This is a genomic window from Actinoplanes sp. NBRC 101535, from assembly GCF_030269225.1.
In the GTDB taxonomy this organism is placed as follows: Bacteria; Actinomycetota; Actinomycetes; order Mycobacteriales; family Micromonosporaceae; genus Actinoplanes; species Actinoplanes rectilineatus.
This window is the reverse complement of sequence record NZ_BSSY01000004.1, coordinates 351961-364372: the sequence shown is the minus strand read 5'-3', so window position 1 is coordinate 364372 and position 12412 is coordinate 351961. Positions and strand designations below refer to the sequence as shown.

At 67.2% G+C, this 12412-nt stretch carries 13 protein-coding genes; 9 read left to right on the top strand and 4 right to left on the bottom strand.

Annotated features, from left to right (window positions below):
• Positions 1–6 precede the first annotated feature (6 nt).
• Complete coding sequence (locus tag QSK32_RS13615) at positions 7–1020, bottom strand: LacI family DNA-binding transcriptional regulator (protein WP_285472096.1); 1014 nt, start codon at positions 1018–1020, stop codon at positions 7–9.
• Positions 1021–1211: 191 nt separating this feature from the next.
• Here QSK32_RS13615 and QSK32_RS13610 point away from each other — a divergent pair, with 191 nt between their 5' ends.
• From QSK32_RS13610 to QSK32_RS13570, 9 genes are all read left to right on the top strand, one after another.
• Complete coding sequence (locus tag QSK32_RS13610; protein WP_285472095.1) at positions 1212–2291, top strand: ROK family transcriptional regulator; 1080 nt, start codon at positions 1212–1214, stop codon at positions 2289–2291.
• A gap of 182 nt (positions 2292–2473) precedes the next feature.
• A complete protein-coding gene (locus QSK32_RS13605; protein WP_285472094.1) occupies positions 2474–3043 on the top strand; it encodes a TetR/AcrR family transcriptional regulator in 570 nt (189 codons plus the stop codon).
• Positions 3044–3065: 22 nt separating this feature from the next.
• Positions 3066–4103, top strand: a complete 1038-nt coding sequence (locus tag QSK32_RS13600; RefSeq protein ID WP_285472093.1) for a 2-dehydropantoate 2-reductase N-terminal domain-containing protein — start codon at positions 3066–3068, stop codon at positions 4101–4103.
• 358 nt (positions 4104–4461) lie between these two features.
• Positions 4462–5628 carry a tyrosine-type recombinase/integrase gene (locus QSK32_RS13595; RefSeq protein ID WP_285472092.1) on the top strand — a complete coding sequence of 389 codons (1167 nt, stop codon included), beginning with the start codon at positions 4462–4464 and terminating at the stop codon, positions 5626–5628.
• Between the two features lie 579 nt (positions 5629–6207).
• Complete coding sequence (locus tag QSK32_RS13590) at positions 6208–6888, top strand: Panacea domain-containing protein (RefSeq protein WP_285472091.1); 681 nt, start codon at positions 6208–6210, stop codon at positions 6886–6888.
• Entirely contained in the window at positions 6866–7201 is a 336-nt protein-coding gene (locus QSK32_RS13585) for a hypothetical protein (RefSeq protein ID WP_285472090.1), read from the top strand. The genes QSK32_RS13590 and QSK32_RS13585 overlap by 23 nt, the downstream gene beginning before the upstream one ends.
• Before the next feature lie 48 nt (positions 7202–7249).
• Positions 7250–7528, top strand: a complete 279-nt coding sequence (locus QSK32_RS13580) for a hypothetical protein (RefSeq protein WP_045739771.1) — start codon at positions 7250–7252, stop codon at positions 7526–7528.
• Between the two features lie 12 nt (positions 7529–7540).
• Complete coding sequence (locus QSK32_RS13575; protein ID WP_285472089.1) at positions 7541–7807, top strand: site-specific integrase; 267 nt, start codon at positions 7541–7543, stop codon at positions 7805–7807.
• 236 nt (positions 7808–8043) lie between these two features.
• Positions 8044–8709, top strand: a complete 666-nt coding sequence (locus QSK32_RS13570; protein WP_285472088.1) for a DUF6199 family natural product biosynthesis protein — start codon at positions 8044–8046, stop codon at positions 8707–8709.
• Between the two features lie 7 nt (positions 8710–8716).
• On the opposite strand, the gene QSK32_RS13565 is transcribed toward QSK32_RS13570, so the two are convergent.
• The 3 genes from QSK32_RS13565 to QSK32_RS13555 are packed head-to-tail and all read right to left on the bottom strand — an operon-like array spanning position 8717 to position 12101.
• Positions 8717–9361 (bottom strand): hypothetical protein, encoded by a 645-nt coding sequence (locus QSK32_RS13565; RefSeq protein ID WP_285472087.1) that lies wholly within the window; start codon positions 9359–9361, stop codon positions 8717–8719.
• Positions 9358–11796, bottom strand: coding sequence for a DUF6571 family protein (locus QSK32_RS13560; RefSeq protein ID WP_285472086.1), 2439 nt, complete (start codon positions 11794–11796; stop codon positions 9358–9360). Before QSK32_RS13560 ends, QSK32_RS13565 begins: the two co-directional genes overlap by 4 nt.
• Positions 11796–12101: a type VII secretion target gene (locus tag QSK32_RS13555; protein WP_045739774.1), complete on the bottom strand. Its 306-nt coding sequence runs from the start codon at positions 12099–12101 to the stop codon at positions 11796–11798. Before QSK32_RS13555 ends, QSK32_RS13560 begins: the two co-directional genes overlap by 1 nt.
• Positions 12102–12412 lie beyond the last annotated feature (311 nt).

The following is a 12412-nucleotide window of genomic DNA, read 5'->3' as shown; positions in this document are numbered from 1 at the left end:
TGGCGCCTACGCGATGGCCGGGCGCGGGCAACCACAGGTCTCCCGCGGCTCGAGCCGCGTCGGCAACTCCTCGTGAATCGGATCAGTGGCCAGGCCCTGCGCTCGCTGCAGCACGATCTCTGCTGCCCGGCGCCCGGTATCACGCGCAGGGACGGCCACGCTGCTCAGCGACGGCCGGTTGTGCCCAGCCTCGTGGACATCGTCAAACCCGATGACCCGCACCGCCGAGCCGACCGGACGTCCGAGGTCCGCCAGCGCGTCCAGCACGCCGAAACCGACGACATCGTTGAAGCAGATGATGCCATCGATGTCCCGCTGCCGAAGCAATGCCAGCGCCGCCTGATGGGCGTCCGGGCGCAGGGGGGTGCACTCCGGAGCAAGCTCTGCGGTGAGGTCGAGCCCTTTGCTCGCCAAGAACCTTCGTACGCCGCCCGTCCGCTCCTTGCGGGCCGAGGAGTCCTCGAATCCGCCGAGGAAGGCGACGCGCCGGCAGCCATGCTGGTACAGATGTTCCGCGGCGGCTGCGGCGCCGGCCTCGTTGACGGCCCCGACGTAGTCGGCGACCACGCCGGGCAGCTTGCGCGCCATCAACACCAGCGGAGTATCCAGAAGGGGCGGTAGGTCCGCTGTAGTGGTGCCATGCGCGGGAATCAGCACGATGCCCTCCGCGCCGCGCTCCACCAGAGATCTGACGATCCGCGCCTGCTGCTCGCGATCCTCGTTGCTCACCCCGAGCAGCGGCACAATGCCCTGCTCGCCCAGCACTTCCTGCAAGCCGGCGGCGAACTCCGCGAAATAGGGATTGTTGATCTGCGTCAGGACGACCCCGATGACCCCGCTCTTCTGATTCCGCAACGACGCGGCAGCCCGGTTGTAGACATAGCCGAGTTCACGCATCCCCCGCTTCACCCGCTCCCGGGTCGAGTCGGCCACCAGGGGACTGTCCCGCACCACCAGGCTGACCGTCGCCCGCGACACGTTGCAGTGCCGAGCAACATCGTTCAGGGTTACCCGTGCCACCGCTTGCTCCTCCGTGCTCCCGGACTGCCGATTAGATCGATCTAAGTGGCATCGAATATACGTTTCGGCGGCCGGCGTGTCGATGACCATGAGACCCGGGAAACCTGCCAGGAGTCACCAGCTCCCGCTGTCTCGCCAGGCCGCGACTCACCGCAGCCGGGCGAGGCGACGCTGCTGTCTAGGCTTGCCGGGTGAAGCCCGCCAAACCGTCACTGGATCTCGTCCGGTCCGTCACCGATGAGCACGTGCTGCGTGCGCTCATCCAACACCGCCGGCTGACCCGGGCCGAACTGGCCGTCGAGATCGGCATCTCGAAACCGACCGCCGGCGAAAGCGTGCGCCGGCTGACCGAACGCGGCCTGGTCGCCGACACCGGAGAACGCACCCCCGGCGGCCGCGGCCGCGGCCGGGTCGGCCTGTACTACGGGCTCGCCCCGAAACTCGGAGTCGCGCTGGCGATCACGATCACCCCGGCCGGCGTCGCGGCCGAATGTATCGACGTCTACGGCGAAGTCGTGGCCCGGACGACCAGGCCGATCGATCGTCCTGTCCATCCGAGCCAGGTAGCTGCCGCGCTCGAAGAAGTGGCAGCCGAAGCCTGCGCTGCCGCAGGGCAGCCGGCCCGGCTGGCCGTCGTCGGCGCCGCCGACCCGGTGGATCGCGAGACCGGCCGGCTGGTCCAGCTGCCCGACGCGCCGTTCCTCGTCGGCGAGCTGGACCCGGCCGCCATCCTGGCGCCACTCGAGGTTGTCGTCGACAACGACGTCAACTGGGCGGCGTTGGCCGAGCCCGCCCTGCGCGACTTCGCCTACCTCTACCTCGGTGAGGGCCTTGGCTGCGCGATCGTCAACGACGGCGAGGTCCGGCGCGGCCACGCCGGCCTGACCGGCGAGATAGCCCACCTGCTCACGACCGGGCCCGACGGCCGCGCGGTCCGCTTCATCGACCTCTTCGGCGAGCTGAGCCTGCGTCGCGAGGGAACCACTGCGATCGACGTCGACCGCCTTCTCGCGAGCGGCTCCGCTACCCACGAGATCATCGGCACCGCAGTCGCCGGCGTCGTCGCAGCCGTTGTCGCGCTCGCGGACCCACAGGAAATCGTCGTCGGCGGATCGTGGGGACCAGCGCTGCTCGACCGCATCCGCCCCGCCGTGGACCGCATGCCCCGGCGGGTTCCCGTGCGAGCCGCCACCCTGACCGGCGAGCCGGTACTCGACGGCGTCCGTGTGGACGCGCTCACCCGCCTGCGGGCTTCGATGACCACCCACTGATCCCAGCCCTGTTCCTCGGTCTCGCGGCGTGACGCCGTTACCCTCGCGGGTTCACCATCCGCGGTGACGACCCTTCGCCCTTTACGGTCGTGAAGTGCAGCACTTTACGACCGTAAAGCTTTTGTGAGCGAGTCTCAGCCCACTAACGTTCGATTCCCGGACATCGGTGGTAGGGAGCGGACGTGGTCTCAACAGCGCGCAAGGTCACGGACAGCCAGCAGCGATTCCTCGACGCCGCGATCCACCTGTTCGCCCGGCACAGCGTCGCCGGCACCTCGCTGCAGATGATCGGCGACGAGCTCGGCGTCACCAAGGCGGCAGTGCATCACCATTTCCGGTCCCGCGCGGACCTGCTCACCGCCGTGGTCGAACCCGTCTGTGCCGGCCTTCGGGTGTCGGTCGAGGCCGCGGAGGCACTGCGAGGCCGGCATGTACGAGCGGACCGCGCCCTCACCGGTTTCGTCGACGTCGTCCTAGGCAACCGCGAACTGCTACCCGTACTCACCGGTGATCCCGGCGCCGCGGAACTGCTCGGCTCGCACCCCTGCCTCGGCGACCTGACCAGCAGACTGACGGCCCTGCTCGCCGAGGCGGAAGGCAGCGACGGCGGGCACCTGCGGGCCGACATCATCCTGTCCGGCATCGCCTGCGCCGCCGGACCCCGCAGCCGTCACCTCGACCCCACCGAACTGCGCGGACACCTGGTCGACACCGGACGCCGCGCTCTCGGCCTGCGCATCCCCCGCCCCTGAAAGCACTCCGGAAGGCATCCCCATGAGCAACGCCGCAGTACTCGTCGTCGGCGCCGGCGCCGTCGGGCTCTCCCTCGGCTACCACCTGCAACTCGCCGGCGCCGACGTCACCTTCCTGGTCCGCCCCGGCCGGCGGGAGGCGTTCGCCGCGCCGCGGCGGCTCTACGACTACAACGACGACACCGTGAGGACGTTCGACGGGTACCGCACCGTCGAGGACACCACCGAACTGGCCGGGCAGCGGTTCGCCTTCGTGCTGGTCACCCTGAACGGGCACGTCAGTCGCACCGCGCAGGGCGCCGCGACGCTCCGGGAGGTCGGCGACCTGATCAGCGATGATGCCGACGCGGTGGTGCTGATGGATGGCATCGGGGTCGGCCTGCGGGAGTTCTACCTGGAGACCATGGGCATCAGCGGTGACCGTCTGCTCCTCGGGTTCCTCGGCATGCTCGCCCATCAAGGATCAGCGGGTCTGCCCGTACCCGCAGGTGCTGATCCGGCGGCTATCGCCGCCGCCGACATCTGTTATGTCCACCCGGCAACGCGCACCGGATTCACCGTCGCCCGCAGCAACCCGGCGGCGGCGAAGAAGTTCGCGGCGCTCTACGACCGCAGCGGTGTGTCAAAAGTCGGCTTCATGCCCGCCAAGGTCGCCGACATCATCGGCAGCGCCGTGTTCACCATCTACACCGCCTGCGACATCGCAGGCTGGCCACCTGTCGCCCACGTCGTCGCCGACAAGCCGTTGTGGAGTCTGGCCGTCCGCGCTCAGCGCGAAATCCTCACCCTGCCCCGCAACGGGCTGTTCGGCAAGATCGCCGCACTGGTCATGGGTTCGCGGATCACCGCCGCGATCCACCTCAAACAGGAAACCGGCATGCGGCCGCTGGACACCGCGGCGTTCAACCGCTTCCACCACGGCGGCAAGGTCCGCGCACAGGACATGGACGTACTACGTGACTTCGCCGCCGAAGGGCAACGCCATGGACAGCCGATGACCGCCCTGCGCGCCCTGCTGGCCCGCGCCGAGCGCTCGACGCCCGGCGCCGCCGTCGCGTAGATCGGCCGGGCGGTCGTCACCACGGGGCGTGCGGCTTCCGCTTTCGGCACGCGTGGTTGGCCCACCGGCAGTGGGTGTGGCACTTTGAAGATCTCGTCAAGCTGCCCGGCGGCCTCCGTTGATCACGCCGCGTGAGACGTTTCTGCGTCGTACAGGTGCATCCATCGCGATGGCGGAGGCTGGGGCTTGGTGGGGGCAGCAACTGATGCAGCCCTACGGTCGTCGACCGCTGGATGGTGCGTCAATCTTCCGATTGACATCTGGCACTCGGCAGTTGCTGCCGTCGGCCCCCCGTCGTTGATGAAGGTGAACGTCCCTCCTATTTGGAGGGGCCGTTACTGGAGCTGAGGTGCGGGCCATGCCCGAGACCAGTGCCATCTTTCATGATCAGGTCACCGGGTTGTTCGGGTTCCGTCTGGAGCTGGGCAACGACAGCAGCGGGGTCCGGATGCAGGCGCGGCGGTCCGGGTTCGTCACGGTGAAGGCCGCGAAGATCGTGTACGACCGGCTGCGCCGGCAGCGTGATGAGCGGCATCCGAAACCGCGGCCGAGTGACACGATGCAGGCCATCTGCGAGGGCTGGCTGCTCGCCCGTAAGCAGGAGCTCGAACCCAACACCCGCTACAACTACACGTGGCTGCTCAATCTGATCTACCCGTATGTGGGCCGGGTTCGGGCGTCGCGGCTCAGTGCCCGAATGGTGGAGAACGCCTACCGCGACCTGGAAGCGGCGGGCTACTCCCGTACCAGTCTGCGGACCCTGGACCTGGTGCTGTCCAAGGCGTTCGAGGAACAACTCGGCCGCCGGTTGGGGACACGCAAGCCGCGGGAGAGCGACGACGAGCGGTTGGTGTGGACGCTGGCCGAGGCCCGCCGGTTCGGTGAGCATGTCGGTGAGGATCGCCTGTACCCGATGTGGCGGCTGCTGCTGGTGTCCGGGCTGCGGCGCGGCGAGTTGTGCGGTCTGCGGTGCGGTGACCTGGAACCCGATCAGGCCACGTTGACGGTGCGGCGGCAGATCGTGGTCGAGAATCCTGGCAACCGCAGCCGGACGCGGGTGAAGCCGCCGAAGTCGCACAACGGCCTGCGGACGCTGGTGCTGGATGCGGTGACGCTGCGGATGCTCGCCGGCATGGCGTCGGGTTCGGCGTCGCGGTATCTGTTCACCGGGCGTACCGGTCAGCCGATGCGGCCGGACAATCTCACCGACCGGTTCAACCAGCTCGCCGTCGCGGCGCAGGTCCGGCCGCTCGGGCCGCATCAGATCCGGCACATGCTCGCGTCGAATCTGCTGGACACCGGCTACGGCATTCATGAGGTGGCCGAGAGGCTCGGCCATGATCCGGCCACGCTGATGCGCTACTACGCAAAGGTCAGCGCCGTCCGGCGTCGGCAAGCCGGTGACCGGATTGCAGAACTGGTGGCACCGATCGAGCGTTGGGATAACACCACTGGCTCCATCGCGGTTCCATCCCCGACGCCTGCCGAGGCGACACGTGCTGAAAAGGAGGCGTCGTGGGGATGAACGATGGAGCTCAAATGGCGAAATACTATTTCGGAAGGCACGCTTGATTTCCGTATCGCCTTGCCTAAGGGCGGGGGAGGAGGCGCGCTTTCCGAGTCAAGGGGTCCACCTCGATTCGGGTTAGCATGCCGCTCGTCGCCCTGAATGCATGCGTCGAGGCTTCGGCAAAGTGCCGGTAAACGCCCGGGAGAAGGCTTCTGAGGAAATCTGGGTTGCAAAACTGCTGGTAGGAAGGTTGGGGATGGATCTTCGAGGGGTGGTTGGTGGCGACACCTTAACTCGCCCTGGTATGCTTATCGGTGACCTGGGAAAACGTTATCGAGCACGTCGCTGGGCCTTTCAGCTGCTGGGGGTCAAGGGGTCGCAGGTTCAAATCCTGTCAGCCCGACTTTTAAAAGTTCCCGCAAGTATCTGACTTGCGGGAACTTTTTTATGTATGCGCGTTTCAATGGAGCCCTTGAGTCGGCTGCTCCCCTGTCTGTTCAAGGTTCAGGCATTGACGAGCTATGTGACGAGCACGCGGCGGTCGGTAGAATCAGCAGCACGTCGGTAGTTCGGGGGCACACCTTGCCAAGTAACGTGCATGACGTCGCGGCCGCGGTCCTGGACCATGTCGGGCCGGTTGAGGCCATGAGGCTGCAGAAGCTCGTCTACTACAGCCAGGCCTGGCATCTGGCACTCGTCGACGAACCTCTGTTCACCGAGGTCATCGAAGCATGGCGCGACGGCCCGGTGACGGTGGCGCTCTGGGATCGGCACCGGGGTCAGCGGACTGTCAGGAACTGGCCCAGCGGTGACCCCGACAACCTGGCGCTTACCGGGGCCCAGGTTATATCGCTGGTCTGCCAGGTCTACGGCGACCTGTCCGGTGACGACCTCTCCGAGCTGACTCACAACGAACTTCCCTGGCGTATCGCTCGGCAAGGCCTCCCAGATCACGAGCCTAGCAAGGCTCGTATCCGCGATGAGGAGATGAAACGGTTCTACCGGCGACGTTCCCTGGCCGGCCGGCGCGTGGCTGATCTGGTGTCCGGTGGTCTCCACGGTCCGGCCGGCACCGAGATCAGTGCCGCTGAGAGGAGGCAGATCTTGGCTGACATCCGTTCCGACTTCCGTCACCAAACGCCTGACCACGATTCCGGAAGCCCGCAGCGCGTGGCTTCCGCGTTCACCACGGCCTGCGATCATGCCCAACCGCCGCGTGTCGCGGCCCGCATCAACCGGGAGCGCCCGCAGCGTGCCAGCGCACCACGAGGCTGAACCAGACCTCCACACCGTCGTTTTCGACCTCAACATTCTGTTGGATGTCGCGGATCTGCTCGGGCCGCCGTTCACCTGGGACAAGTTCCGGGATGCGGCGGCCCGCCACAGCCAAGCGCCGGTTCCGAACCGAGCCGACAGCCGGGTCGACAGCCTGCGGGCCGTCGCGCTCACCACGACCGGTCGGTTCGCGGGCCCGGAACTGCTCGAGGTGTGGACCTCCGACCACATTGCTGACCTGCTCGTTCTGAAGGCCCGGCAGCCTCGTGATGGGGCCATCGCCGAAACCCGCGGGCTCGGATGGTCACCCTAAGACGCCGAGAACCTGCTGCATGACTTCCTCTACGACCTGGTCTACGACATGACCAACGGCGGCCACGTCGAGATCATCAACGTGGATGGCCACCCGCCGCTCGACCATGAAGATGCGTGCGTGTTCACCACCGCCCTGCAAGCCGCCGATGATGCGGCGCCGCCATCGATCAAATACTGCGTGACACGCGACCATGGCTTCCGGCAGGCGACCAACCTCAGCCCGAACGTCCTCGTCCTGTACCCCTACGAGTTCGTCACGCTCGTGCGCCGATCACGCGGAGCCCTGGCAGCCAGGAAGATGCGCCCGCCGTTCCAGCAGCCGTAACTGGTCACCGACGTGGACCTCGGCATCGACTCGGTGGTCCTGCACGGTAAAGGCGGCAAGCAACGCCGTGTCCGGTTGGGTCCTCAAACGGCGCGCATACTCCGCCGATACATCCGATCCCGGAACCGACGTACCGGCATCGACGATGTGCCTCAGTTGTGGATCGCGTTGAAGGGGGCACGTCGGCTGCGGGCGGCCGGTATCAAGATCCGCCTCAAGCGGCTGGGAGAGAAGGCCGGCATCACCAATCTCTTCGCCCACCGGTGGCGGCACAGGTGACATCCGATGCCTCTCCTCAACCTCGACCGTCTGTGCGAAGGCCTCGAAAAGACCGACTGGGCCGGCCTCCTCAAAGACTGGGACAGTCACCTACGAGCAGACCCAGGAAAGATCGGCTACCGCTGCACAAGCCGGATGAACTCCGTGTCCAAGTTCCGGCGGTAAGGCCCCTTGCCGGCCTGGCCCCGCTTTCACCACTGCGGGTGACGGGCACGCGGCCGGTACCATGACCGGCCGTGGATGGCCTCATATTGTTCCTGATCCCGATCGCCGCGATCGCCGGGTGGGGCGTGATTTCGCCCCGCTCCCAGTGGCGGGTGCTCGAATCCTGGGCCTACCGTGACCCGGAGGCGAACGAGCCGAGCGAGGGCGCGTTCGTCATGCGCTGGATCGTCCAGTTCGTGATCCTCGCCGTGGTGGTGTGGCTGGTCGTCGACATCAGCCGCACCGACGATCCTCGTAGCGCCGCGAATTCCACCTCGGCGCCCACCTCCACCGCGAGCGCCGCCGAGCAGATCCTCGAGGACTTCGACGTCGAGGCGGCCACCGTCGTCATGGCCCCCGAGGTGACGGAGGCTCCGGAGCAGGCCCAGGAGGTGAAGATCGTCGAATACAAGGAGATCACCGGCGCTGCACCACCGGCGTACGTGGCACAGGAGTTCGCCGGGAAGTCCGGATCCTGGTTGATCCTCGGGGTCCGCGCCGACAAGCCGCCGACCGCTGTCCGCGTCAACGAGATCCAGAAAAGTATCGTCTTCGCCAGTGTCACCACCGGATGTGACGCGCCGTGCCCGACGGCGACCGTCACATCCGGTGAGACCTTCTACCTGGTGCCGGTGCAGCTCAGGAGGCCCCTGGGCCACCGGCACGTCTGGAACGGCGAACTCCCGGTCGGGGCGTGACAGGCCGTCACGGCTTGTGTTTGGCCCAGGCCGTGCACTGTGCCCCGTACTGATCCGCGCGGTCGCCGGCGTTGTCGATCTGCATGTCGGTGAGCCACCGGGGCTCGCCGTCACCGGTCTGGACGAGTTTGACGACGATCGACTCCAGGTTGGCCGGATCCTCCCGGACCTTCGCCTCGTCCTTCACCCGAAGCCAGTACCCCCGGTCGGTGCAGAAGTTCACCCGGACCACGTCCGGGCTGGTCTTCTCGACGCCCATCAGCTTGATCCAGAGCGGCCCTCGCAACGGGTCCTCGAAGTCGGTGACGCCGGCGAACGGCTCGTACACCTCCTGGAAGTGCTTCTCGGTGACCAGGTGCCGGGCGATCGGGATGATCGGGGTCCAGTCGGTCTCGCTGCGCTCCCAGTAGAGGAACGCGAGACTCCTCCGGGCGGCGAGGACCTGCTCGCTCTCCGGGGATTCGAGCGATTCCCAGGTGATCGGGACGGCGTCGGTGCCGTCGATGGGCACCTTCCGGTGAGCCTCCTCGTCGGTCATCGACGCCGTGGCCGGCGAGGACGGCGTACTCGAGGTGGAGGGCTCGTCGGTGCCGGTGCACCCGGCCAGCAGGCTCATCATCACGACGGCGGCCCCCGAGGTCAGTCGCTTCACTTCGGGGTTCCCGTCTGGTTGTTGTCGAAGGTGTTCCTCGCCGAGTTGTACCCGCTCTCGTAGGATTCCAGCGAGTCTTTGGATGCCCTGCCGACCGTGTCCAGACCCAACCCGTTCCGGTACGCGTTCCAGTCCTGCCGCTGGCCTTCGTCGAGTTGGTCCAGCGGTATCAGCTTGCCGTCCTGGTAGAGCGTCTCCGGGAGATGCTGCAGCCGTCCGGAGGTGTAGAGCCCCGCCTCGGCGAGCTCCGCGGCATAGCTGCGGCTGGTGCCGAGCATGGTGCCGACGTCGTAGGAGGTCCGGCCGGAGTTGTCGACCTTCTGGCTCTCCTCCAGCTGGCTCAGGACCTCGCCGGTGACTCCGTTGATCAGGTCGCTGGCGCCCGGGACTCGCGAGGTCGCCACACCCGCGATCGCCTCGGCGACCGGGCCGGCGAACTTGTACCGGTTCTCGATGGTGGTGTTCGCTGCGTCGTCGAGCGTTTGGCTGGTGTCGTGGTTCGCCAAGCCGGCGCCGTAGTCGATGGTCCCGAGCACAGCACCGTACTTGTGCGACTCGGCCGACATGGCGTCCAGGTTGGCGTAGATGTCGGCGTCCGGGTTCTGCTGGCCGGAGAGGATGTACTGGTACCTCTGCTCGGTGTAGATGGCCTGGGCGTCGGCGATGGCCGCGTGGGCGGTCTCGTCCTTGCCGACGTCGGCCAGGAACCGCGTGAGGTGGGTCTTGTCCACCTGGAAGGTGTCCGCCTCCACCGATCCGATCATGTTCTGGTTCACGTCGCTGATGTACGACGACACGATCCGGCCCATCGAGTCGCGCAGCTGCGGGCTGACCATGTCGGTCTTGGCGAAGATCTCGGACTTGCCGCTGTCGTTCGCGTTGAAGGCGTTCTCGTAGCCGCGGGCCGTCTCGTCGACGTTCGTCTCGAAGATGATCGACTCGATCAGGCGGCGGGAGTCGTCGCTGTGGTGGGTGATGGTGGCGTTCTCCAGGGCCTCACCGAACTTGTCGAGACCGCTGCTCTGGTAGTCCTCGCCCTTGTCCATCAGCACCGACATGAAGCCCGGGCCGCCGGGGACGTCCGGGGTGCCGGTCCAGTCCCGGTCGGTCAGCAGGTAGTCGAGACGGGTCAGCCGGCCGTCGGCCGGACCGTCGGCGGAGAACTCGGTGACCTGGGTGAGCAGGTCCTGCGTGGCGGCGCCGTTCTTCGACAGGCCCTCCATCAGGCCGTTCATCGGGTCGTAGCCGGCCGCCGCCAGGTCGTTGTCGTGGTCCTGCGTCCAGTCGAGGCGGATGTTCTCGCCGCGGCCGGTGTTCCACATGGCGCTCTTGTCCTCGTTCGACATCTCGAAGTCGACCATGTCACCGCCGACGTTGGTCAGGAAGGAGGCGTCGAGGTCGCTGTTGCGCAGCAGCGGGGAGAGCAACTGGTAGCCGTAGACGCCGTCGATGGACCGTCCCGGCTGGGTCGGGTCGCCGATGGTCATCGTGCTGCGCCCGGCCGTCATCAGGTCGGCCACCCACTGGCTGGACAGCTCGTTCTCGCCGGGGATGTAACCCTCGCCGTACGGGCCGGTCTCGACGCCGTTGCGCTCGGTGGCGGTCTCCAGCATGTTGCCGAGGCCCAGCTGCAGGGCCTTCACGGTGTCGGCCCGGTGCGTGTCGAACAACCAGCCGTCCTCGTCCTTGCCCGGCCGGTCCAGCTGGTAGGTCGCCAGGGTGCCGTTCAGCTCCAGCAGGCCCTGCGGCCCGAGCCTGGTGAGCATCTGGTAGGCGAACTCCGGGTCGTTGCCGTACTCGGTGATGAGGTCCGCAAGCTCGTCGAGCTCCGCCGCGGTCGGCTCGTACGTCGGGTCCTTGAGCTTCAGGGCCAGTTCCTGGGCGCGCGCGATCGTGCCGGCCTCGCCGGCCCACGAGCCGCCGCCCGGGGCACCCGGCACGTTGCCGTTGAGGATGCCGGCCGTCTCGTCGTCCTGCGCCTGCGCCCGGGTGACCACCTCGCGGAGCTCGTTCAGCAGGTTCCCGGTCGCCCGGCCGGTCTGGTCGAGGTTTCCCCCCATGTACGCCGACGCGGGCGCCTCAACGGTCATCGCCACCGGGTCCACGGTGTAGCCGGCCTCCTTCGCCGACGCGATGATCTGTTCGGCGTAGCGTCGCAGCGCCGCCATCGAGTAGCCGTGCAGTTCCAGCTGGTCGCCGATGTTCTTCACCGGGCTGTAGGCCGCGTTGGTCCGCTGGCGCAGTGTGGTGGCCTTCACGGCGGCGGCACTCGACCCGGTGCCCTTGCTCCACGCCTCCGGCAGGTCACGCACACCGTCGATCATCTGCTCATCGGTTCTGTCGAGTGCCTTGGCCAGGGTTCGCCAGGTGTCGGCGGCGGCCAGCCACGGGCCGGACTCGACGGCGAGGACGTCCGGCAAGGTCAGGTCGCTCATCACGGTGCCCCGTTCGCAGCGTTCCGCAGATCGTCGGCGTTGTCGTGGTCGGTGGCGGAGTATTCGTCCGCCGCCGCCTTGAGGCTCACCGAGAACCCGCCGATCTCGGACTGCAGGCTGCCCAGCTCGGTCAGCCAGGTCCTCTCCGCGGCCTGGACCGCGGTGAACGCGGCGGAGCCGGTCTGCGACGACGGCGCCAGCCCGGTGCCTGCCGCTTTCACCCCCGACTGCAGGGTCCCGGCGGCGTCCGCCACACCCGCCGCGATGCTGCGTAGCAGCTTCTCATCGAGGTCCAACTCAGCCATGCGGCCCTCCCCCGCTGATTGTCATCACGCGACAATAGCCACCCGACTACCGGAATGACCGGCTGGGCCGAGTGCTCATGATCATGAGTACTGCTGTGTCAGGGCTGTTGCGTTCTCGACTCATGCTCCCCTGAGCAGGGTTTTCGTGGGGTGATCGGCCGCTGCCGAAGCAGGGGGAGCCGGTGAGGCCGTCAAGGTGACCGTGACAACCCCCGGCTCTGACACGCCCGCACCGCCGGTCACCGGTAGTGAACACGCAGCCTTTCCTCCTTGGTCCCGGCCTCGATGAATATCATCAAATCATCGGACCG